This window comes from Pseudomonas sp. LBUM1643, assembly GCF_059716215.1.
In genome coordinates this window covers 4,919,775-4,941,028 of the sequence record NZ_CP166813.1, presented here as the reverse complement: position 1 = coordinate 4,941,028, position 21,254 = coordinate 4,919,775, and the positions used below count along the sequence as shown (strand labels likewise).

The following is a 21,254-nucleotide window of genomic DNA, read 5'->3' as shown; positions in this document are numbered from 1 at the left end:
AAACCCCCGACACGCCTGAGGCCTGTCGGGGGTTTCGTTTTACCGGCTCAGCTTATTGGCAAGCTTCGCAATCCGGCTCGTCGATGGCGCACGCCTTCGGCACTGGAGCTGGACCGGCGGGAGCTGCCAGAACCGAATCTTCACCGTGGTTGCCGCCGCTGGAAACAGCGTTCAGCTTGCCCGTGTTGATGGTCGACTTCTCGGTGCTGGTCGCGGCCAGGGCACGGAGGTAGTAAGTGGTTTTCAGGCCACGGTACCAAGCCATGCGGTAGGTGACGTCCAGCTTCTTGCCCGAAGCGCCAGCGATATACAGGTTCAGCGACTGAGCCTGGTCGATCCACTTCTGACGACGGCTTGCCGCGTCAACGATCCACTTGGTGTCCACTTCGAACGCCGTTGCATAGAGCTCTTTGAGTTCTTGCGGGATACGCTCGATCTGCTGCACCGAACCATCGTAGTACTTCAGGTCGTTGATCATGACCGAGTCCCACAGACCGCGAGCCTTCAGGTCGCGAACCAGGTACGGGTTGATCACGGTGAATTCGCCCGACAGGTTCGATTTCACATAGAGGTTCTGGTAGGTCGGTTCGATCGACTGCGAGACGCCAGTGATGTTGGCAATGGTCGCGGTCGGCGCGATGGCCATGATGTTGGAGTTACGAATGCCTTTCTGTACACGGGCGCGAACCGGTGCCCAGTCCAGGGATTCGTTCAGGTCAACGTCGATGTACTTCTGGCCACGTTGCTCGATCAGGATCTGTTGCGAATCCAGCGGCAGAATGCCCTTGGACCACAGCGAACCCTGGAACGTCTCGTAGGCACCGCGCTCGTCAGCCAGGTCGCAGGAAGCCTGGATCGCGTAGTAGCTGACCGCTTCCATCGACTTGTCGGCGAACTCGACGGCAGCGTCGGAACCGTAAGGAATGTGCTGCAGGTACAGCGCGTCCTGGAAGCCCATGATGCCCAGACCGACTGGACGGTGCTTGAAGTTGGAGTTCTTCGCTTGTGGCACCGAGTAGTAGTTGATGTCGATAACGTTATCGAGCATGCGAACAGCGGTGTTCACGGTGCGTTCCAGCTTGGCGGTGTCCAGCTTGCCGTTGACGATGTGGTTCGGCAGGTTGATCGAGCCCAGGTTGCAAACGGCGATCTCGTCCTTGTTGGTGTTCAAGGTGATCTCGGTGCACAGGTTCGAGCTGTGAACCACGCCCACGTGCTGCTGCGGGCTGCGCAGGTTGCACGGGTCTTTGAAGGTCAGCCAAGGGTGGCCGGTTTCAAACAGCATGGACAGCATTTTGCGCCACAGGTCTTTGGCCTGAATGGTCTTGAACAGCTTGATCTTGCCCGGGTACTCGGACAGGGCTTCGTAGTACTCGTAACGCTCTTCGAAGGCCTTGCCGGTCAGGTCATGCAGGTCCGGTACTTCGGACGGCGAGAACAGGGTCCACTTGCCGTCATCGAAGACGCGCTTCATGAACAGGTCAGGAATCCAGTTGGCAGTGTTCATGTCGTGGGTACGACGACGATCATCACCGGTGTTCTTGCGCAGCTCGATGAACTCTTCGATGTCCATGTGCCAGGTTTCCAGGTAGGCACAGACAGCGCCTTTGCGCTTGCCACCCTGGTTAACGGCAACGGCAGTGTCGTTCACGACTTTCAGGAACGGAACAACGCCCTGTGATTTGCCGTTGGTGCCCTTGATGTAAGAGCCCAGTGCACGAACCGGTGTCCAGTCGTTGCCCAGACCGCCTGCGAATTTCGACAACATGGCGTTGTCGTGGATCGCGTGGTAGATGCCCGACAGGTCATCCGGCACGGTGGTCAGGTAGCAGCTCGACAGCTGTGGACGCAGAGTACCGGCGTTGAACAGGGTCGGAGTCGACGACATGTAGTCGAAGGACGACAACAGGTTGTAGAACTCGATCGCACGGTCTTCTTTGTTCTTCTCTTCGATGGCCAGGCCCATGGCCACGCGCATGAAGAAAATCTGCGGCAGTTCGAAGCGGATACCGTCCTTGTGGATGAAGTAACGGTCGTACAGGGTTTGCAGGCCCAGGTACGTGAACTGCTGATCGCGCTCGTGGTTGATTGCCTTGCCGAGTTTTTCCAGGTCAAAGGTGGCCAGGACCGGGTTCAGCAATTCGAATTCGATACCCTTGGCGATGTAGGCAGGCAGGGCCTTGGCGTACAGGTCGACCATCTCGTGGTGGGTCGCGCTTTCTGCAACGTTCAGGAAGCTCAAGCCTTCGGCACGCAGGGTGTCCATCAACAGGCGTGCGGTCACGAACGAGTAGTTCGGCTCACGCTCGACCAGCGTACGGGCGGTCATCACCAGGGCGGTGTTGACGTCGGTCAGGGCCACGCCGTCGTACAGGTTTTTCAGGGTTTCGCGCTGGATCAGGTCGCCGTCGACTTCTGCCAGGCCTTCGCACGCTTCGGTGACGATGGTGTTCAGACGACCCATGTCCAACGGAGCAAAGGTGCCATCGGCGCGGGTGATGCGGATCGACGGGTGAGCGTTGACCGCTTCCTCGGCCGGCGCATGGGCAGCGCGTTCTTTCGAACGACCGTCACGGTAGATCACGTAGTCGCGGGCAACTTTCTGCTCGCCGGCACGCATCAGGGCCAGTTCAACCTGGTCCTGGATTTCTTCGATGTGGATCGTGCCGCCGGAAGGCATGCGACGCTTGAAGGTCGCGGTGACCTGCTCGGTCAGACGGGCAACGGTGTCGTGAATTCGCGACGAAGCGGCAGCGGTACCGCCCTCAACTGCGAGGAACGCTTTGGTGATAGCGACGGTGATCTTGTCATCAGTATAAGGAACGACAGTGCCGTTACGCTTGATCACGCGCAGTTGGCCAGGCGCGGTGGCGGACAGATCCGAATTCGAATCAGCGGCCTGCGGCAAGGTGCCCTGCGGGTTCTCGCGAGTTGTGTCGGTTTGCATGGGGGGTTGTCTCCACATTCTCTATGTTTGTTTGGGCACCGTCTCGGTGCCCACCGTTCCGTCCTGAAGCACTACAACCGGCGGGGGCCGGGCATACCAACTTCGGGACAGATCAGGAAGGGGCTATTGGGGCGCCGCTTCCATGCCGAAGTCTTTGGTCGCAGGCCTGGAGCCTGAAACCGAATTCCTTTTGGGTGACAGCAATTGACTGCAACACCCGTACCGTTTCGCCGTTTTCGGCCCAAAAACAGTAGCCATCCGCACGAGCGGTTTGGTCTTTCGAAAATACGTTTGGTTCAACCAGAAAGAGGCAATAAAAGCGCTTGAAATTGGTGTCTGGTTTGTGTTTGGTTTTTTGCGCAAAACCCTACATGTAGGGTTTTTTTTGCGCCGGGGTACAAGATAGTGCGTTTTGGAGGGTGTTGCAACGTACTACCTGTGGATAAGCCTGTGCGTAAATTGTGTGTGAAACCTGGAATCAGCGTGTAGCCCGCGACCCTGCTGGAGTAGACCGTTTGTCATGGGTTTTCAGCGGTCGAAAACTGTCCGCTGGTTTTTTAAGGGCGCGAACCCTACCACAAAAAATGCCCATGTCCGAACGCATTTGCCGCCTTGTGTTCTGGACGAGCGACGTTTATACAATCGGCCATGTGTACGCATTTTCTTATCCTCCCCAATCATTACAAAAAGACGGGTGGATCCTTCCTTATTAGTGTTTCGGCAAGCAGAGGTCACCGTGGAGCAAGAAGCCTGGCAGGTTTTGATCGTGGAGGACGACCAGCGTCTGGCCGAACTGACCCGCGATTACCTGGAAGCCAACGGTCTGCGTGTTTCAATCGAAGGTGACGGGGCGCTGGCCGCGGCCCGCATCATCAAGGAGCAGCCAGACCTGGTGATCCTTGACTTGATGCTCCCCGGCGAAGATGGCTTGAGCATCTGCCGCAAGGTTCGCGACCGTTTCGACGGCCCGATTCTGATGCTCACCGCCCGTACCGACGACACCGATCAGATTCTGGGGCTGGACATGGGGGCAGACGACTATGTCTGCAAACCGGTTCGTCCACGGCTCTTGCTGGCGCGTATCCAGGCCTTGCTACGGCGCAGCGAGGCGCCTGAAGTTGCCCCGGAAAAACAACGGCGTCTGCAGTTCGGTCCGCTGGTGGTGGACAACGCATTGCGCGAAGCCTGGCTGCGTGACGCCAGTATCGAATTGACCAGCGCGGAATTTGATCTGCTCTGGCTGCTGGTGGCCAACGCCGGGCGCATACTTTCCCGCGAAGAGATCTTCACCGCACTGCGCGGCATCGGTTACGACGGACAGGATCGGTCAATCGACGTGCGCATCTCGCGCATTCGCCCCAAGATCGGCGATGACCCGGAGCACCCTCGTCTTATCAAGACCATCCGCAGCAAAGGCTATTTGTTCGTTCCGGAAGCCTGCACCCTGTGAACTCGATCTTCCTGCGAATTTATGGCGGCATGTGCGCAGCGCTGATTCTGGTGGCGGTGCTCGGCGTGCTGGCCCTGCACTTGCTCAATCAGGTGCGCAGCGAGCAATACCGCGAGCGCCTGGCCCATGGCACGTTCTCGTTGATGGCCGACAACCTGCAACCCATGAACGAAACCGAACGCCATCGTGCCTTGCTGGTGTGGGAGCGCCTGCTGGGTATTCCGCTGGCGCTGAAGACCTTCACCCAGACCGACCTCGATCTCACCCAGCGCACTCGTGTGCTGCGCGGCCAGGCGCTGGTCGAACAAACCGGGCCGCACGCGGCGGTGGTTTATCGGTTGGTCAGCGACAAGGAACAGCTGGTGCTGACAGGGGAGGTGCAGCAGATCAGCGAGCAACTGGCCCGGGCGACCATTTACCTGCTGGCCGACGAACTGGTGCGCGTCCCGGTGGCCGACCAACCCAAGCGCCTGGCGCAATTGAAAGAAGACAAGGGTTTCGGTTTCGACTTGCGACTGGTCACGGTCGATGAAGCGGACATGGACGAGGACCAGAGCCGTCGGGTTTCCGAAGGCGACACGGTGATGGCGCTGGGCAAGGGCGGCGATTCGATCCGGGTGTTTGCCGGAATGGTGGGTACGCCGTGGGTGCTGGAGATCGGCCCGCTGTACCAGATGAACCCTTACCCGGCGGAGTGGCTGGTGCTGATCGCTGCGTTGGGTTTGAGCCTGATTGGTTTGATCGTCTATTTGTTGGTGCGTCAGCTCGAGCGTCGTTTGCGCGGGTTGGAAGCGGCGGCCACGCGCATCGCCAAAGGCAGCCTGGAAACCCGAGTACCGGCACGGGGCGCGGATTCGGTGGGGCGTCTGGCGTCAGCATTCAACGGGATGGCCGAGCACTTGCAACAGTTGTTGGCGATTCAGCGGGAGCTGGTGCGCGCGGTGTCGCACGAACTGCGCACGCCAGTGGCGCGCCTGCGCTTTGGTCTGGAGATGATCGGTTCCGCCTCCACACCGCAAGCGCTGCAAAAGTACTGTGAAGGCATGGATCACGACATCGAAGATCTCGATAAGCTGGTGGACGAAATGCTCACCTATGCACGCCTGGAGCAGGGCTCACCCGCCCTGAATTTTCAGCGCATAGATCTCGATGCACTGGTCGATCAGGTGATCGAGGAGCTTGCGCCTCTGCGCTCGCAGGTGACGGTGCAACGTGGCTTGTGCCTGTCGGCCGCCGATTGCGACGACGCCTGGGTCGAAGCTGAACCCCGTTACTTGCATCGGGCGCTGCAAAACCTGGTGAGCAACGCGATGCGCCATGCAACGTCCAGGGTCACGGTCAGCTATCAGGTGGGGCAGCAGCGTTGTCGGGTCGACGTTGAGGACGATGGACCGGGCGTGCCGGAAAACGCGTGGGAGAAAATCTTCACCCCGTTCCTGCGACTCGATGACAGCCGCACCCGTGCGTCGGGTGGGCATGGCCTGGGCCTGTCCATCGTGCGTCGGATCATCCATTGGCACGATGGACGAGCGTTGATTGGCAAGAGCAAGAGTCTGGGCGGCGCGTGCTTCAGCCTGAGCTGGCCGAGGAATCAGGAAAAGCGTTGAGCTCAGGTGTGAGTCAAGGCCTCTACGTCCCCCAAAACACTTCAAGCCTTGATGCTGACCAGACTCAACAACTGCCTATCCATGATCCCAAACTGTGCGTCCAGCTCAACCCCATTACGCCATTCACTCGACAGATCCGTCAGCAAACGGATCCGCACATCCCCGGCCTCGCTCCACTCCAGTACTTCGGCGTGTTCAAAATAGAAGCGCTGCTGCACGATCGGATACAGCGCCTTGAACAGGCTTTCCTTCACCGAAAAAGTCAGCGTCACCAGCAGCGCGAGCTGATCTCGTCCACCCGCGGCCATTCTTTGCAACTCCGGGCCGGTGAGAATCTCACCCGCCAGGCGCTCGGCCCGTTCCGGGTTGAGCAGGTTTTCCAGATCCATACCCAGACCGCGCCAATGGGTTTTCTTTGCGACAATCGCCGCGGCGCGTCCGGTGCTATGGGTAATCGAACCGGTGATATGCCCAGGCCATACCGGCGCTCGATCTTCGCCAATGGCCGGACTGAAACCCACGCCCTCCAACTGTTGCAATGCGGCTCTGGCGCAAATCCGCCCGGCCAGAAACTCCGCCTGCCGCTTGGCAACGGAGCGTTGGATGCTGGAGGGCGGCTTGATCGCACTGCGGCGAAAATCATCACTGGTCAGCTGAGAACTGTCGAAGTGAGTGCTGAGCAAAACCGTATCAGGTAGCGCGATTGGCAACGGCCAATGGGCGTCGAGTGGGGTGCAGCAGGCGGGTAGGGCGGGAGCGGGATTCATGCCAGGTAGTTTGCCGGGTTGCCTTTGGACTGGGTAGTGTCGATGGGTCTTTTGTGGGCGGCTTCACCACGCAGCGGGAGCAAGCTCCCTCGCCACAGGGAGCTCCGTCCGGCTTTCGGTGGTCGGTGGTTCAGGAAAAAATTTTCTTGAGAAACGCCTGCATATCCGCCCAGGACTTTTCATCCGCCGACTTGTTGTAGCCAATGTCGGGCCCACCATGGTCGCCATGACTCAGCCGATCCGCATCAGGATTACTGAACCCATGCTTGGCGCCCTCCAGGCTGACAAATTTGTAGTCCGCCCCGGCCTTGTCCATTTCCGCTTTGAATGCCACGACGTTTTCCGGCGTGACCATGCTGTCCATCGAGCCGTGTTCCACAAGGATTTTTGCCTTCACGTTGCCCGGTGTTGCCGGTGTGGTGGTCGCCAGCGCACCGTGGAAACTCACCACTCCCGCCAGCGGCAACCCCTGCCGCGCCGCATTCAGTACCACGGCACCGCCAAAGCAGTACCCAATCGCCGCGATTTTGTCCGGATCGGTTTGCGGTTGTTGCTTGAGCAGGTCCAACCCTGCCTGAAAGCGCGCACTTGCTGCCGCGCTGTCTTTGAGTGCGGCTTGCATGAAGGCCATGGCGTCTTTCGGGTGTTCGGTGTTCTTGCCATCGCCATACATATCAATCGCCAGGGCGCTGTAGCCCAGACCCGCAAGGTCCCGTGCGCGGCGCTTGGCATAGTCGTTGAGCCCCCACCATTCATGCACCACCACAACGCCGGGCCGCGGTCCCTTGAGGGCATCGTCATAGGCGTAGTAGCCGATCAGCTTTGTGCCATCGGCGCTTTGATAGGGGATCTCCTGAGTCTTGATGGCCGCTTGGCCAAGCCCGCTCAAGGCCAGTAACACGAAGGCAAGGAACACGCGCATGGTCGAATCTCCTGCAAGAAAATCATCGAAAAAAGCCTGGGGAATCTGGTTCAGCCTAGGTTCAGAAGGCGTTCAGGGGGAGTTCAGGGCGGGCTCAGTAGTCTTGCCTCACACCCAACAAGCACACAGCACATAAGGAAACTCCCGATGACTGGATTCAAAAAGCTGCTTCTGGCGTTCACTATCCTGGGCGCAAGCACTGCTGCTTACGCCGCCGATGACACCTTCGCCAGCCTTACTCTTGGACAGACCAGCGACAAGATCAAAAAGTCCCACGCCCTGAACGATAACCTCAACCATCCGAACGCCGACGGCGTGATTGGCAAGGACGGCACCTGGGGTGTGCGTCTGGGTCAGCAAAACACCCAAGGCCGTTACTACGCCACCTACGACAACGTGTCGGGCTCGCACAACGGTATTAAACTGCGCCAGGAAAACCTCCTCGGTAGTTATGACCTTTTCTACCCGGTAGGCGGCAGCACTAAACTGTTTGGCGGGGCCACAGCCGGTATCACCAAACTCACCCAGGAATCTTCAGGCTTCAGCCGCGACAGCAACATTGGCTACGCCGTTGGCGGACAGTTGGGGGTCTTGCAACAGGTTTCGAAAAACACCTCGGTTGAACTGGGTTATCGTTACCTGCGAACCAACGCCAGCACCGAGATGAGCGAGCGTGGCGGCAGCAAACAGGGATCGCTGGATTTGACCAGCAGTGCCCAGACGTATCTGTCGGCGAACTACGCTTTCTAAAAAGCACGTCGCGAAAAGTCTGCGCCGGATCAACTCAAAAGGGTGATCCGGCGTCGCCATGTTAGCCGTCGAGGCGCGCCGTTGCGCCTCTGGAGAAGTTGATTTGCCTGGGAGAGCATTATGAAACTGCTGGTCGTCGAAGATGAAGCGCTGTTGCGCCATCACCTGCAAACCCGCCTGACGGATATCGGCCACGTGGTCGAGTCCGTCGCCAATGCCGAAGAGGCGCTGTATCAGGCCGAGCAGTTCAATCATGACCTGGCGGTGATCGACCTCGGCCTGCCGGGTATGGGCGGGCTAGATCTGATCCGCCAGCTCCGCTCGCGCGGAAAAACCTTTCCGATCCTGATTCTCACCGCACGCAGCAACTGGCAGGACAAGGTCGAAGGCCTGGCCGCCGGTGCCGACGATTTTGTGGTCAAGCCGTTCCAGTTCGAAGAGCTGGACGCTCGACTCAATGCCTTGTTACGTCGCTCCAGCGGATTTACCCAGTCCACCATTGTCGCCGGTCCGCTGCTGCTGGACCTGAATCGCAAACAGGCGTCACTCGATGAACAGCCGCTGGCGCTGACCGCCTATGAGTATCGGATTCTAGAGTACCTGATGCGCCATCATCAGCAGGTGGTCCCCAAGGATCGATTGATGGAGCAACTCTACCCGGACGACGATGAGCGCGATCCGAATGTCATTGAAGTGCTGGTCGGTCGTTTGCGCCGCAAGCTTGAAGGGCCGGGCGGCTTCAAGCCCATCGACACCGTGCGTGGTCTCGGTTACCTGTTCAACGAGCGTTGCACTTGATTCGTTCGCTACGTGTTCGCTTGATGCTCGCCGCCACCACCCTGGCGGTGTTGTTCATGCTGGCGTTGCTGCCGGCGATGCAGGGGGCGTTCAGCCTCGCGTTGCAGGACTCCATCGAACAACGCCTGGCGTCGGACGTGACCACGCTGATCTCTGCCGCTCGGGTGGAAAACAATCGCTTGCAGATGCCGGCACAGTTGCCAGATGAGCGCTTCAACCTGACCGAGGGCCGTTTACTCGGTTACATCTATGATCGCGACGGGCACTTGGTCTGGCGCTCCAAAGGTACTCAGGAAGAGCACATCAATTACACCCCGCGTTATGACGGGCGCGGTAACGAGTTCGCGAGAATTCGCGAGACCAATGGGCAAGAGTTCTTTGTCTATGACGTCGAGGTCAAACTGCTCGGCGGCAAGAGTGCAGCGTTCAGCATCGTCGCGCTGCAACCGGTACGTGAATATGAAATCACCCTCGAAGGCTTACGGGAAAACCTCTATCTGGGCTTCGGCGCGGCCTTGCTGGTACTGCTGGCCTTGCTGTGGATCGGCTTGACCTGGGGGTTGCGGGCATTACGCCGGCTGAGCCAGGAGCTGGATGAAATCGAAGGCGGGACTCGAGAAAGCCTCAGCGAAGAACACCCGCGCGAACTGCTGCGCCTGACCGGTTCCCTTAACCGCTTGCTGCACAGCGAGCGTGAGCAACGCAGCCGCTATCGTGATTCCCTCGACGACCTGGCGCACAGCTTGAAAACTCCGTTGGCCGTCCTGCAAGGGGTCAGCGAGGACATGGCGCAACGTCCGGAAGATCGCGATCAGGCCTGGGTGCTGCAAACCCAGATCGAGCGCATGAGCCAGCAGATCAGCTATCAACTGCAACGCGCCAGCCTGCGCAAGAGCGGTCTGGTGCGCCATCAGGTACGCCTGCGTCCTGTGCTGCAGAGCCTTTGCGACACGCTGGACAAGGTGTATCGCGACAAGCGCGTACGAGTGGCCTTCGATCTTCCGGAACATTGTTATGTGCCGATCGAACAGGGCGCGCTGCTGGAAATGATGGGCAATTTGCTGGAAAACGCCTATCGCCTGTGCCTCGGTGAAGTGCGCATCAGCGTGCGTGATTCACTGGGCGGCATCGAGTTGTGCGTCGAGGATGACGGCCCCGGTGTACCACCGAACCAGCGTGCGCGGATTCTTCAGCGTGGTGAACGTCTGGATCGTCAGCATCCGGGGCAGGGGATCGGGTTGGCGGTGGTCAAGGACATCATCGAAAGCTACGCCGCCACGCTGACATTGGAGGACTCGCCAATGGGCGGGGCGGCGTTCCGGATTCATTTTCCGGCGGTTTGACCGGGAGATGGAGGGTGTTCTCTCGGGCCGCATCGCGAGCAGGCTCGCTCCCACTGGTTAAGTACGCGGTCAATGTGGGAGCGAGCTTGCTCGCGATGAGGCCGGCCATCCACCGCAAATTCATGTAAGAACGCTCAATTCTCCTGCGCCCGATAAGCCCCGGGCGTCAACCCCGTCCATTTCTTGAACGCCCGATGAAACGCCGAAGGCTCGGAAAACCCCAGCTGTTCGGCGATCTGTTGCAACGACAGGTCCGCTCGGCTCAGGTGATAAATCGCAATGTCCCGGCGCAACTGATCCTTCAATTCCTGAAAACTCGAACCCTCTTCCCGCAGATGCCTGCGCAACGTCTGCGCACTGATGTGCAGGTGCGTGGCCACGGCTTCCAGATCCGGCCAGCTAGCGCTATCGCGACTGAGCAAGCGCCGCAATTGACTGCTCAAACTGTCGCCATCATCCGGGCGGGACAGCAAGTCCGCTGGCGAGCGTTCAAGAAAGTGCTTGAGGGTTCGTTCGTCCTGCAGCAGCGGCATATCCAGATAGCGACTGTGAAACACCAGGCTGCTCTGGGCCGCTGAAAACACGAGGGAGCACGGGAACAGCAAGTCGTATTCGGCGCCGTGTTCGGGCCTGGGGTAGCTGAACGTCGCCTGTTCCAGCCGGATGCGCTGGCCAATCAGCCAACTGCCGAGGCGATGCCAAACCATCAACTGACTCTCTGTGAGGAAATGGTCCGGATCGCGAAACTGCGAGTCGTCCAGGCTCAGGCGGATCATTTCGTCTTCACGGCTCAGGGTCAGCCGCGGACCCTCCGGGAATAGGCTATAAAACAATAAGCCGCGATTGAGCGCCTTATCCAGGTTCCGGCAGTGGATCAAGGCATGGCACATCATGGCGAAACTGCCGGGTTTGCTGGTCGTAGGCCCAAAACCCAGGTACTCGTCATCCATCACCAGCCACAGACCCTGAATCAACTGGGTGAACTGTTCCGGGGCTATTCGCGCTCGAGGCTCGTCGAGCAGCTCATGGCTGATGTTCAGTTGCTGTAGCAGGCTTGAATAATCGTACCCGCAGCGACGCGCACCACCGAGGGCGGCACGGGCGAAATGACTGGCGATGGTGCGTTCACGCATAGAAGGCTAGTCCGTCCAATTAACGGCGGATAGTAGACGTGGTATCGGGTGATGGACAAGGCGGATATCCGCCAAATTGCAGGAAGCGATCGAGCAGATGGGCGGAAATCCGCCACTGTAGTCATGACCTCCGGATGTAACAAAAAACCTGTAACCCTTAATGTCAAAAGGGCTCGCAGGTGATTAGGCGAAGGTGGCACGGGCCTTGCGATACAACGAGCAGATGCCTGCCGTCGCGCAGCTCGAAAAAACAAATCCCTCCAGTGCAGGAGGGTTCGCAATTCAGGTGTCATGGACAACAGATGGATGTTGTCACCGGGCACTCTTGAGGAACTTTGCAATGACGACTCGTCAGCCACTGTATAAATCCCTGTATTTCCAGGTGATCGTTGCCATCGCCATCGGCATTCTGCTCGGTCACTTCTACCCACAGACCGGTGTCGCCCTCAAGCCGCTGGGTGACGGGTTCATCAAACTCATCAAAATGATCATCGCCCCGATCATCTTCTGCACAGTCGTCAGCGGTATCGGGGGCATGCAGAGCATGAAGTCGGTTGGCAAGACCGGCGGTTACGCGCTGCTGTATTTTGAAATCGTTTCGACCATCGCTCTGTTGGTCGGTCTGGTCGTGGTGAACATTGTGCAACCGGGCGCCGGCATGCACATCGACGTCACCACGCTGGATGCTTCCAAAGTGGCTCAGTACGTAGCGGCCGGTGCTGATCAAAGCGTCGTTGGCTTCCTGCTCAACGTGATTCCGAACACCATCGTCGGCGCGTTCGCAACAGGCGACATCCTGCAAGTATTGATGTTCTCCGTGATCTTCGGTTTCGCCCTGCATCGCCTGGGTGCCTACGGCAAGCCGATCCTGGACTTCATCGATCGCTTCGCCCACGTCATGTTCAACATCATCAACATGATCATGAAGCTCGCCCCTATCGGTGCCTTCGGTGCCATGGCGTTCACCATCGGTGCCTACGGCGTCGGTTCGCTGGTGCAGTTGGGTCAGTTGATGGCCTGCTTCTACATCACCTGCCTGCTGTTCATCCTGATCGTGCTGGGCGGGATCGCTCGCGCTCACGGTTTCAGCGTGCTGAAAGTGATTCGTTACATCCGTGAAGAGCTGCTGATCGTGCTGGGTACTTCTTCTTCGGAATCGGTACTGCCACGCATGCTGATCAAGATGGAGCGTCTGGGTGCGCAGAAATCCGTAGTAGGTCTGGTGATCCCGACGGGCTACTCGTTCAACCTCGACGGCACTGCGATCTACCTGACCATGGCGGCGGTGTTCATTGCCCAGGCGACCGACACCCACATGGACATCACTCACCAGATCACGCTGCTGGTGGTGTTGCTGCTGTCTTCCAAAGGCGCTGCAGGCGTGACCGGCAGTGGTTTCATCGTGTTGGCTGCGACACTGTCCGCGGTTGGCCACCTGCCCGTTGCCGGCCTGGCGCTGATTCTCGGTATCGACCGCTTCATGTCCGAAGCCCGTGCCCTGACCAACCTGGTGGGTAACGCCGTTGCCACGCTGGTTGTGGCCAAGTGGGTCAAGGAACTGGACGTCGACGTGATGCACGCCGAGCTGGCTTCCGGCGGTCGCGGTATCTCCGATGAGCGCGTTGAAGATGACCTGGGCGTTGCTGAAGGCCCAACCCCAAGCAACGTCAAATAAGACGACTTGAAATGAAAAACCCGCTTCGGCGGGTTTTTTCATGGCTGCGATTTGAGCGCAACGGTCACTGCGGCTGACGCATCAGGTGATTGCTGCAATGCCATTGGCTGCCTAGGCTTTAGAGATCGCACTGGAGGTTACTCATGCTTGGTCCATTGGCATCACTCAAGATTCTGGATTTCTCCACCTTGCTACCGGGGCCGTTTGCCTCGTTATTACTGGCCGACATGGGCGCTGAGGTGTTGCGCATTGAATCGCCCACACGGATGGACTTGCTGCGTGTGCTTCCACCTCATGACCAAGGCGTGTCCGCCAGTCACGCCTACCTCAATCGCAACAAACGCAGTCTGGCCCTGGACCTCAAGCAGCCCGAAGCGCTGGAGGTGATCAAGCAGCTTTTGCAAGACCACGACATCGTGCTGGAACAGTTCCGCCCCGGCGTAATGGAACGGCTGGGCCTGGGGTATGAAGCGCTGAAGGCGATCAACCCGAGGCTGATCTATGTGTCGATCACCGGCTACGGGCAGACAGGCCCCTATAAGGACCGCGCCGGGCACGACATCAATTACCTGGCGCTGGCGGGACTGGCCAGCCACACCGGTCGTGCGGACAGCGGGCCGCTGCCGTTGGGCATGCAAGTGGCTGATGTCGCCGGTGGTTCGTTGCATGGCGTCATCGGCTTGCTGGCGGCGGTGATTGCCCGGCAACAGACGGGGCAGGGGCAGTATCTTGACGTGAGCATGACCGATTGCGTGTTCAGCTTGAACGCCATGGCCGGTGCAGGGTATCTGGCCTGTGGCGAAGAGCCTGGTCGTGAGAATCAGATGCTCAATGGCGGCAGTTTCTATGACTATTACCGCACCCGTGACGGACGCTGGCTGTCGGTGGGCAGTCTGGAACCCCCGTTCATGAAGCAATTGTGCACCGCATTGGGCGTAGAGGATCTGGCGGCCTCCGGGTTATCACCGAAGCCTGCGCAGCAAAAAGCACTGAAAGACGCGCTTAAAATCGAATTCGAAAAACATGACTATGCCGAGTTATGTGCACTGTTTGCCGAGCTGGATGCGTGTGTCGAGCCCGTTCTGAGCATGAGCGAAGCGGTGCGGCACCCGCAGTTGCAGGCACGGCAACTGGTGGCGCAAGTGCCGCGGGTTGACGGGTCGACTCAAGCGCAGATGGCCTGTCCGTTGAAGTTCTCGGACGGCTTGCCGCAGCCCAGGCATATTGGCGCGGCACTGGGGCAGCATACGGATCAGGTGTTGGCGGAGTTGGGGTTTGATGCTGAGCGGATCGATGCGTTGCGGCGTGCCAGGGTGATTCTCTAGCGCCTGTACCGGCCTCATCGCCAGCAGGCTGGCTCCCACAGGGGAACATCGGTATGCCCCAACCATTGTGGGAGCCAGCCTGCTGGCGATGAGGCCAGCTGGAACACCACAAATCCAGCTACTCGACCCGCATCTCCCCACTAAACACCAACGTACTGCGGCACCGTCGGCACAAATACCGCCGCCCCTGTCTCACCAATCCATGGCGCTGGGCGGAGAACGGGAAGTCGCTGTCCACGCACGGGCATTTGTAGATATAGCGGGTCACGCTTCGGCGTTGGACGTCATAGGTGTGGCAACGATTGGGCGGCAGTTCGTACACGCCGCGCATGATCAGTTGCCACTCTTCGCCATGGGGCTGGATGCGGTCACCAAATAACTGATGGGCGATCAGGTGCGCGACCTCGTGAGCCACGGTTTGCTTGAGGAAGTCTTCAGTGTTTTCCCGGTACAGCTGCGGATTGAAACGCAACAGGTTCTCGTGCAAATGCGCGACACCGGCTTTTTGCCCGCGCAGCTTGAGGCTCACCACGGGGCGTTTGAATGTACGTTTGAAAAAGGATTCAGCGAGTAGGTAACAATCTTCGACGCGGGTATTGAGTTGCTCGGGCATGCTTGATGGGTCTCCAGAGAGGTCGAGTATGCCGCAACCCTGGGTGCTTGCGAATCGCCCAAGCGCCGAATGGTCGTCGCCGTTCTCCATCCAGGCACATCAAAAGGCCGCCTTGCGGCGGCCTGTATTGGCAGATCTTATAGTTTATGTGCGCGGTCAGTTGGTATAGACGGGCCCCACGCCCAGTCCCCAGACAATCACAGTGAACGCCATGATGGCCACCAGGACCACCAACCCTACGGCGAGCACCGAACTTGAAAAAAGGAATCCCTCGTCAGATGGAATGTTCATGAACGTCGGTAGCCCCACGTACAGCAGGTACACCGTGTAGCAGATGGCCGCGGTGCCGACGATCATTCCGAGCCACATGTGTGGATACAGCGCCGCCAGCCCGCCAATGAACAGCGGTGTCGCGGTATAGGTCGCAAACGCTACGCAACGCGCCAGACTCGGGTTGGCATCATAGGTGCGAGCCATCCAGTGGACGAACGCGCCCATCACGGCAACTCCGCCGAGCATCGCCAGATACGACATGACCGTCATCCATAGTGCGCTTTCCTGAGTCAGCATCACCGGCGCTCGATTGCCAATGACCCAGCCGACTTGCGTGGTGCCGATAAACGCCGACACGGCAGGAATCGCCGCCAGAATCAGGGTGTGGGTGAGATACATGTGGCTGATGCTTTCCTCCTGGTCGCCACGGATCTCCTTCCATTCTTGGTCAGGGTGGGTGAAGAGCCCCACTACGTGATGGATCATGCCAGTCACTCCTCTTGTTTTTACCGTCGCCCCCCAGTGGAGCGCCTACGGGCCAAGGTGGCCAAGTAAGTAAAGGTCTGGATATGTGTGCGACCTTATGTCGCAGTATAGAAAGGACTTACCCGCACATGTGGTAGGGGCTTAGAGCAAATCGCGCTGTAAACCCCAGTGGTAATCGCAGTTCCATCTTAGGTAGGAGCACTTCGCTCGCGCAGGGTTTTTGCGTAAAATGCCGGCCTTTCGTCACACCTCACGGATTCGCGTCATGGGCACTCTCACGGTCAACCAGAACAAACTGCAAAAGCGCCTTCGCCGTCAGGCCGGTGAGGCGGTTGCCGATTTCAATATGATTGAAGACGGCGACAAGGTCATGGTCTGCCTGTCCGGTGGCAAGGACAGCTACACCATGCTTGATGTGCTGCTGCATTTGCAGAAGGTCGCTCCGATCAAGTTCGAGATCGTGGCCGTGAACATGGACCAGAAGCAGCCGGGCTTTCCCGAACACGTACTGCCGGCGTACCTGAAAGCATTGGGCATTGAGTACCACATCGTCGAGAAAGACACTTACTCGGTGGTCAAGGAGCTGATCCCGGAGGGCAAGACCACCTGTTCGCTGTGCTCGCGCCTGCGTCGCGGTACGCTCTACACATTTGCCGATGAAATTGGCGCGACCAAGATGGCCCTTGGGCACCACCGCGACGACATTGTCGAAACTTTCTTCCTCAACATGTTTTTCAACGGCTCGCTCAAGGCCATGCCGCCGAAACTGCGCGCCGACGATGGCCGCAACGTCGTGATCCGCCCTCTGGCCTACTGCAACGAGAAGGACATTCAGGCCTACTCGGACTTCAAGCAGTTCCCGATCATTCCGTGCAACCTCTGTGGCTCTCAGGAGAATCTGCAGCGTCAGGTGGTCAAGGACATGCTGCAAGAGTGGGAGCGCAAGACTCCCGGCCGCACCGAGAGTATCTTCCGCAGCCTGCAGAACGTGATTCCGTCGCAATTGGCCGACCGTAACCTGTTCGACTTCACCAGCCTGAAGATCGACGAAACCGCGGCCTCGCGATTCGTCAACGTGGTCAACCTCTAAACGCGATTACTGTGGGAGCCAGCCTGCTGGCGATGGCGGCTGTCAGTCACATCATTTTTGACTGACACCTTTCATTGCCAGAAGGTTGGCTCCCACAGGTTTTGTCGAAAGTTGGCAGTTCATTTTTCATTCCTCAGGAGAGGGCATGCGCGATTACAAGTGGCTGCACGAATACTGTCTGAACCGCTTCGGTTCGGCAGCTGAACTGGAAGCCCATCTGCCCGTTCCCAAGACCCCGGCGCAATTGCGCAAGATCAGCGACGACCGCTACCTCTCGACCATGGCGCTACGCGTGTTCCGCGCCGGGCTCAAACACAGCCTGGTGGACGCCAAGTGGCCGGCCTTCGAAGAAGTATTCTTCAAGTTCGACCCTGAGAAAGTCGTGCTGATGAGTGCTGAGCATCTTGAGCGCCTGATGCAGGACGCGCGGATCATTCGCCATCTGGGCAAACTCAAAAGCGTGCCGCGCAATGCGCAGTTCATCCTCGACGTCGAGCATGAAAAAGGCAGCTTCGGTGCGCTGATCGCGGACTGGCCGGTGACCGATATTGTCGGTTTGTGGACCTACCTGAAAAAGCGCGGTCATCAATTGGGCGGGTTGTCGGCACCGCGCTTCTTGCGGATGGTCGGCAAGGACACGTTTGTGCCGAGCTATGACGTGGTGGCGGGGTTGAATGCGCAGAAGATCGTCGACAAGGTACCGACCAGCCAGCGGGATCTGGCGTTGGTGCAGGATGTGTTCAATCAGTGGCATGAACAGAGCGGTGGGCGGCCGATGAGCCAGATATCGATGATGCTGGCGTACACCGTCAATCATTAAAGACCGGGTTGTTGCAATCGCCAGCAGGCTGGCTCCCACATTGGATCTGTGGAGCACACAAATCCCCTCTGGATGCCAGCAGGCTGCCTCGTACATTGGATCTGTGGCACACAAAAATCCACTGTGGGAGCTAGCCTGCTAGCGATTCCAATCTGTCAGGCGGCGCGAATCTCGCCTTCGCCTGCGAGCTTGCGATTCAACTGAAACCGCCACCGCACATACAACAGCGCCGAGCAAAACACCGCCAGGCTCGCGCCCATCTCCAGCAAACCAAACAGCTGCCGGTTCGGGTCATACGCCGCCAGTGCGCCCTTGATGAAATACAGGTTCACCACAAAACACATCCAGGAATGCCCGCGCGCGCTGCCAGCGATCATCCCCGGTGCCAGCAACAGCAGCGGCACCAGCTCGATCAGCAGGATCACCCATGGCCGAGCACCGTGCAGATCGGCGACCGCCAGGTAATACACGCAGAGCAAACCCACCAGGCCCAGAAAACACAGCAGGCTGATGGCTCGCATCGCTTTGACCCGCGGCTCGAGCCATTCAATGGAAGGCAAAATCTTCGGCTTCTTGGCCACGTCAGTTCCCCAGCTTTTGCGCGGTCTTGGCCAGTCGCAAGCCCAAGGCCCGGCACAGTGCAACCTCATGTTCATTCAAGCCACTTTTGCCATCGGCGCCGGCGTGGTGACTGGCGCCATAGGGCGTGCCGCCGCCACGGGTTTCCAGCAATGCCGATTCGCTGTAAGGCAGGCCCGTGATCAGCATGCCGTGGTGCAGCAAGGGCAGCATCATCGACAGCAGCGTGGTTTCCTGACCGCCGTGCAGGCTCGCGGTGGAGGTGAAAACGCCCGCCGGTTTGCCGACCAGCGCACCGGTCAGCCACAGGTTGCTGGTGCCGTCGAGGAAGTACTTGAGCGGCGCGGCCATGTTGCCAAAACGCGTCGGGCTGCCAAGGGCCAAGCCGGCGCAATTTTTAAGGTCGTCGAGGCTGGCGTACAGTGCGCCTTCGTCCGGAATGTCCGGGGACACAGCTTCGCATTCGGTAGAGATCGCCGGTACGGTACGCAGGCGCGCTTCCATTCCCGACTGTTCGACACCACGGGCAATCTGCCGGGCCATTTCGTTTGTCGAACCGCTACGGCTGTAATACAGCACCAGAATATACGGCGCACTCACGGCAACAGCTCCAGCACATTCTCCGGCGGACGCCCGATGACGGCTTTGTCGCCCGCTTCCAGAATCGGTCGCTCCATGAGTTTCGGGTGGGCAGCGATCGCGGCGATCAATTGCGCCTCGCTCAAGCTGCTGTCAGCCAGGTTGAGTGTTTTGTACTCGTCTTCACCGGTGCGCAGCAATTGCCGGGCGCTGATGCCCAGTTTGCTCAGCAGGTTCTGGATTTGCGCAGCGTCCGGCGGCGTTTCCAGGTACCGGACCACGGTCGGGGTCAGGCCACGAGCTTCGAGCAGTTCGAGCGCACCGCGGGATTTCGAGCAGCGCGGGTTGTGATAAAGCGTCAGATCGGTCATGTGCGGGTCGCATCTTGCGTAAGGTGGCGGCTATTCTAACTGTGCAGCGCGTATTCCAGAACCTGGAGAGGCAATGGGTCGCGGCGATATTCTTTTTTTCACAAGGATTACGACATGACAAGACGACTGGCAGCGGCATTGGCGATCTTTGGCACGTTACTGCTGGGGGGCTGTGGCAATGATTACGGAATCGACCAAAACGGCCAGAAAGTCGCCGCCGAACGTCTGGACAAGCAATGGCTGGTGCTCAATTACTGGGCCGAATGGTGCGGGCCTTGCCGAACCGAGATACCCGAGTTGAATACCTTGGCCGAGCAGCTCAAGGGCAAGAAAATCGATGTGTTCGGAGTCAACTTCGATAATGTGCAGGGCGAAGAACTGAAAAGCGCCAGCGAGAAGCTGGGGATCAAGTTCACAGTGCTGGCACAGGATCCGGCCGAGCTGTTCGAAGTGCCGCGCAGCGAAGCGTTACCGGTGACCTACATCATCGATGACAAGGGCAAGGTGCGTGAGCAGTTGATGGGTGAGCAGACGGCGGCGGGTCTGATGGCGAAGCTTGAGGCGTTGCAAGCGACTAATTGAATTGATCGCGCGGGACTTGTGTATCGAACGGGCTTCTCCGAGGGGAGAGGGGGTTCTGCAGGGGGCGGGCTTATGTGGGTGATGGACTTCTGGGGGGGGGACGAGCTTCCGTGGCGAGGGAGTTTACTCCCGCTGGGCTGCGAAGCAGCCCTTATCCCGGTCATCTCGTTTTGCCTGAAACACCGCGTTCACTGGGTTTGCGACTGCTGCGCAGTCGAGCGGGAGTAAACTCCCTCGCCACAGTTAATCAGTTCCAGTTCCAGTATTCAGTTGCCGAAAAACCAGTGGATCAACCCTCTTCAAGCCACCAGCGCAGCGGCTTGCCTTCGGCCGGCCAGAAGCGCATTTGCTCAATGGGCGAAATATCCCAGCGCTGCACATTTTCCAGTGCCTGCAAAAAACGCTTTTCCTGTTCCATCAGCGCAGGCGCACACAGTTTGCGCGTGCTGCCAATCTTGCCGAAGCTCAGCTTGTCGCCTTCCAGCGTATAGGGCGCGAACCAATGGTTGCAGCCGCCGTTGCCGTAGGCCCGGCCATCTTCGCCGAGGGTGATGGTCAGGTGGCTGTAATCCATCAGCGGACGTTCGCCGATCCATTCCAGAATATAGCTGCGGTTCTGTTGCAGTTGCACCGGCTCGGCGGCGCAGCCCATCAGGCTGGCACCCACCATCGCGGTCAGAACGAGGCGTTTCATCACGCAGGCTCCTGGCATTTCGGGCACAGGTGCTTCTCACCGACAGTGGTCCAGCCCAACTCGGCAATCCGCGCGGTGGCGGCAGGCTTTTCAGACTTGTTGCCCAGCTTGGCGTCGACGGCGAACTCAAAGCTCAACTCTTTGGCGCAGCTGTCGCAATTGACTTTCCAGGTGTGGATGGCCAGTTCGCCGAACACCGGACCACTCGCAACCGCGACCCATTGGCCGGGTGGGTTGATCAAGTGGCGAACCGTTTCGACGGTCAGGCGCATGGACAGGTCCTTGCTGCCTTTGAGGGTCACGACCAGCACGTCATTGTTGCGAATCGAACCACCGTTGCCGGTGACCTGATAACGCCCAGGCACAAGGGCGCGGCATTCGGTGAGGGTGTGTTGCGGGTTCATCAGGGTATAGCGAAAATCGTGTTCGGCCATGGGTCCTCCAAATATG

21 protein-coding genes are annotated in these 21,254 nt (G+C 58.9%); 10 read left to right on the top strand and 11 right to left on the bottom strand.

Features of this window, described 5'->3' with window-relative positions:
- Window positions 1-52: 52 nt before the first annotated feature.
- Entirely contained in the window at window positions 53-2,947 is a 2,895-nt protein-coding gene (locus ACA063_RS22200; protein ID WP_497663391.1) for a ribonucleoside-diphosphate reductase subunit alpha, read from the bottom strand.
- A gap of 736 nt (window positions 2,948-3,683) precedes the next feature.
- Here ACA063_RS22200 and ACA063_RS22195 point away from each other — a divergent pair.
- Complete coding sequence (locus ACA063_RS22195; RefSeq protein ID WP_162438007.1) at window positions 3,684-4,397, top strand: response regulator; 714 nt, start codon at window positions 3,684-3,686, stop codon at window positions 4,395-4,397.
- Window positions 4,394-6,004 (top strand): ATP-binding protein, encoded by a 1,611-nt coding sequence (locus tag ACA063_RS22190; RefSeq protein WP_497663390.1) that lies wholly within the window; start codon window positions 4,394-4,396, stop codon window positions 6,002-6,004. The genes ACA063_RS22195 and ACA063_RS22190 overlap by 4 nt, the downstream gene beginning before the upstream one ends.
- A 41-nt stretch (window positions 6,005-6,045) precedes the next feature.
- Here the strand turns inward: ACA063_RS22190 and ACA063_RS22185 are convergent, their stop codons facing one another.
- On the bottom strand, window positions 6,046-6,771 hold the full coding sequence (locus ACA063_RS22185) for a 4'-phosphopantetheinyl transferase family protein (RefSeq protein ID WP_497663389.1): 726 nt from the start codon (window positions 6,769-6,771) through the stop codon (window positions 6,046-6,048).
- A gap of 130 nt (window positions 6,772-6,901) precedes the next feature.
- Window positions 6,902-7,693: a dienelactone hydrolase family protein gene (locus ACA063_RS22180; protein WP_497663388.1), complete on the bottom strand. Its 792-nt coding sequence runs from the start codon at window positions 7,691-7,693 to the stop codon at window positions 6,902-6,904.
- Window positions 7,694-7,840: 147 nt separating this feature from the next.
- Between ACA063_RS22180 and ACA063_RS22175 the strand changes: the two genes are divergently transcribed.
- The 3 genes from ACA063_RS22175 (at window position 7,841) to ACA063_RS22165 (ending at window position 10,584) form a co-directional block, all read left to right on the top strand.
- Window positions 7,841-8,443, top strand: coding sequence for a hypothetical protein (locus ACA063_RS22175; RefSeq protein WP_497663387.1), 603 nt, complete (start codon window positions 7,841-7,843; stop codon window positions 8,441-8,443).
- Window positions 8,444-8,563: 120 nt separating this feature from the next.
- Window positions 8,564-9,241, top strand: coding sequence for a response regulator (locus tag ACA063_RS22170; protein ID WP_162437941.1), 678 nt, complete (start codon window positions 8,564-8,566; stop codon window positions 9,239-9,241).
- Entirely contained in the window at window positions 9,238-10,584 is a 1,347-nt protein-coding gene (locus ACA063_RS22165) for an ATP-binding protein (protein ID WP_497663386.1), read from the top strand. Before ACA063_RS22170 ends, ACA063_RS22165 begins: the two co-directional genes overlap by 4 nt.
- A gap of 134 nt (window positions 10,585-10,718) precedes the next feature.
- Here the strand turns inward: ACA063_RS22165 and ACA063_RS22160 are convergent, their stop codons facing one another.
- Window positions 10,719-11,717, bottom strand: coding sequence for an AraC family transcriptional regulator (locus tag ACA063_RS22160; protein ID WP_497663385.1), 999 nt, complete (start codon window positions 11,715-11,717; stop codon window positions 10,719-10,721).
- Window positions 11,718-12,057: 340 nt separating this feature from the next.
- Between ACA063_RS22160 and ACA063_RS22155 the strand changes: the two genes are divergently transcribed.
- Both ACA063_RS22155 and ACA063_RS22150 read left to right on the top strand, forming a co-directional pair.
- Window positions 12,058-13,392 (top strand): dicarboxylate/amino acid:cation symporter, encoded by a 1,335-nt coding sequence (locus ACA063_RS22155; RefSeq protein WP_497663384.1) that lies wholly within the window; start codon window positions 12,058-12,060, stop codon window positions 13,390-13,392.
- Window positions 13,393-13,535: 143 nt separating this feature from the next.
- A complete protein-coding gene (locus ACA063_RS22150) occupies window positions 13,536-14,717 on the top strand; it encodes a CaiB/BaiF CoA transferase family protein (protein ID WP_497663383.1) in 1,182 nt (393 codons plus the stop codon).
- Between the two features lie 118 nt (window positions 14,718-14,835).
- On the opposite strand, the gene ACA063_RS22145 is transcribed toward ACA063_RS22150, so the two are convergent.
- Together ACA063_RS22145 and ACA063_RS22140 are read right to left on the bottom strand one after the other, a co-directional pair.
- Window positions 14,836-15,330 carry a SprT family zinc-dependent metalloprotease gene (locus tag ACA063_RS22145; RefSeq protein WP_497663382.1) on the bottom strand — a complete coding sequence of 165 codons (495 nt, stop codon included), beginning with the start codon at window positions 15,328-15,330 and terminating at the stop codon, window positions 14,836-14,838.
- A gap of 156 nt (window positions 15,331-15,486) precedes the next feature.
- Window positions 15,487-16,089, bottom strand: a complete 603-nt coding sequence (locus ACA063_RS22140) for a Yip1 family protein (protein WP_162437947.1) — start codon at window positions 16,087-16,089, stop codon at window positions 15,487-15,489.
- Between the two features lie 265 nt (window positions 16,090-16,354).
- Here ACA063_RS22140 and ttcA point away from each other — a divergent pair, with 265 nt between their 5' ends.
- Together ttcA and ACA063_RS22130 are read left to right on the top strand one after the other, a co-directional pair.
- Window positions 16,355-17,179, top strand: a complete 825-nt coding sequence (ttcA, locus tag ACA063_RS22135) for a tRNA 2-thiocytidine(32) synthetase TtcA (RefSeq protein WP_497663381.1) — start codon at window positions 16,355-16,357, stop codon at window positions 17,177-17,179.
- A gap of 145 nt (window positions 17,180-17,324) precedes the next feature.
- A complete protein-coding gene (locus tag ACA063_RS22130; RefSeq protein WP_162437949.1) occupies window positions 17,325-17,999 on the top strand; it encodes a DNA-3-methyladenine glycosylase I in 675 nt (224 codons plus the stop codon).
- 155 nt (window positions 18,000-18,154) lie between these two features.
- Here the strand turns inward: ACA063_RS22130 and ACA063_RS22125 are convergent, their stop codons facing one another.
- From ACA063_RS22125 to arsC, 3 genes are read right to left on the bottom strand one after another with little or no spacing between them, the layout of a single operon-like run.
- On the bottom strand, window positions 18,155-18,580 hold the full coding sequence (locus ACA063_RS22125) for a DUF2069 domain-containing protein (protein ID WP_497663380.1): 426 nt from the start codon (window positions 18,578-18,580) through the stop codon (window positions 18,155-18,157).
- A gap of 1 nt (window position 18,581) precedes the next feature.
- Window positions 18,582-19,178, bottom strand: coding sequence for an NAD(P)H:quinone oxidoreductase (gene wrbA / locus ACA063_RS22120; protein WP_027923973.1), 597 nt, complete (start codon window positions 19,176-19,178; stop codon window positions 18,582-18,584).
- Window positions 19,175-19,528: an arsenate reductase (glutaredoxin) gene (gene arsC / locus ACA063_RS22115; protein WP_497663379.1), complete on the bottom strand. Its 354-nt coding sequence runs from the start codon at window positions 19,526-19,528 to the stop codon at window positions 19,175-19,177. The genes wrbA and arsC overlap by 4 nt, the downstream gene beginning before the upstream one ends.
- Before the next feature lie 114 nt (window positions 19,529-19,642).
- On the opposite strand from arsC, the gene ACA063_RS22110 reads away from it, so the two are divergent.
- Entirely contained in the window at window positions 19,643-20,110 is a 468-nt protein-coding gene (locus ACA063_RS22110) for a TlpA family protein disulfide reductase (RefSeq protein ID WP_497663378.1), read from the top strand.
- 289 nt (window positions 20,111-20,399) lie between these two features.
- Here ACA063_RS22110 and ACA063_RS22105 read toward each other — a convergent pair whose 3' ends face one another.
- Window positions 20,400-20,804, bottom strand: coding sequence for an META domain-containing protein (locus tag ACA063_RS22105; RefSeq protein WP_497663377.1), 405 nt, complete (start codon window positions 20,802-20,804; stop codon window positions 20,400-20,402).
- A complete protein-coding gene (locus ACA063_RS22100; protein ID WP_497663376.1) occupies window positions 20,804-21,238 on the bottom strand; it encodes a hypothetical protein in 435 nt (144 codons plus the stop codon). Before ACA063_RS22100 ends, ACA063_RS22105 begins: the two co-directional genes overlap by 1 nt.
- Window positions 21,239-21,254 lie beyond the last annotated feature (16 nt).

Coding starts and splice junctions, on each gene's coding strand:
- ACA063_RS22200 (WP_497663391.1), bottom strand. CDS start 2,947: ATGCAAACCGACACAACTCGCGAGAACCCGCAGGGCACCTTGCCGCAG.
- ACA063_RS22185 (WP_497663389.1), bottom strand. CDS start 6,771: ATGAATCCCGCTCCCGCCCTACCCGCCTGCTGCACCCCACTCGACGCC.
- ACA063_RS22180 (WP_497663388.1), bottom strand. CDS start 7,693: ATGCGCGTGTTCCTTGCCTTCGTGTTACTGGCCTTGAGCGGGCTTGGC.
- ACA063_RS22175 (WP_497663387.1), top strand. CDS start 7,841: ATGACTGGATTCAAAAAGCTGCTTCTGGCGTTCACTATCCTGGGCGCA.
- ACA063_RS22170 (WP_162437941.1), top strand. CDS start 8,564: ATGAAACTGCTGGTCGTCGAAGATGAAGCGCTGTTGCGCCATCACCTG.
- ACA063_RS22160 (WP_497663385.1), bottom strand. CDS start 11,717: ATGCGTGAACGCACCATCGCCAGTCATTTCGCCCGTGCCGCCCTCGGT.
- ACA063_RS22155 (WP_497663384.1), top strand. CDS start 12,058: ATGACGACTCGTCAGCCACTGTATAAATCCCTGTATTTCCAGGTGATC.
- ACA063_RS22150 (WP_497663383.1), top strand. CDS start 13,536: ATGCTTGGTCCATTGGCATCACTCAAGATTCTGGATTTCTCCACCTTG.
- ACA063_RS22145 (WP_497663382.1), bottom strand. CDS start 15,330: ATGCCCGAGCAACTCAATACCCGCGTCGAAGATTGTTACCTACTCGCT.
- ACA063_RS22140 (WP_162437947.1), bottom strand. CDS start 16,089: ATGATCCATCACGTAGTGGGGCTCTTCACCCACCCTGACCAAGAATGG.
- ttcA (WP_497663381.1), top strand. CDS start 16,355: ATGGGCACTCTCACGGTCAACCAGAACAAACTGCAAAAGCGCCTTCGC.
- ACA063_RS22130 (WP_162437949.1), top strand. CDS start 17,325: ATGCGCGATTACAAGTGGCTGCACGAATACTGTCTGAACCGCTTCGGT.
- arsC (WP_497663379.1), bottom strand. CDS start 19,528: ATGACCGATCTGACGCTTTATCACAACCCGCGCTGCTCGAAATCCCGC.
- ACA063_RS22110 (WP_497663378.1), top strand. CDS start 19,643: ATGACAAGACGACTGGCAGCGGCATTGGCGATCTTTGGCACGTTACTG.
- ACA063_RS22105 (WP_497663377.1), bottom strand. CDS start 20,804: ATGAAACGCCTCGTTCTGACCGCGATGGTGGGTGCCAGCCTGATGGGC.
- ACA063_RS22100 (WP_497663376.1), bottom strand. CDS start 21,238: ATGGCCGAACACGATTTTCGCTATACCCTGATGAACCCGCAACACACC.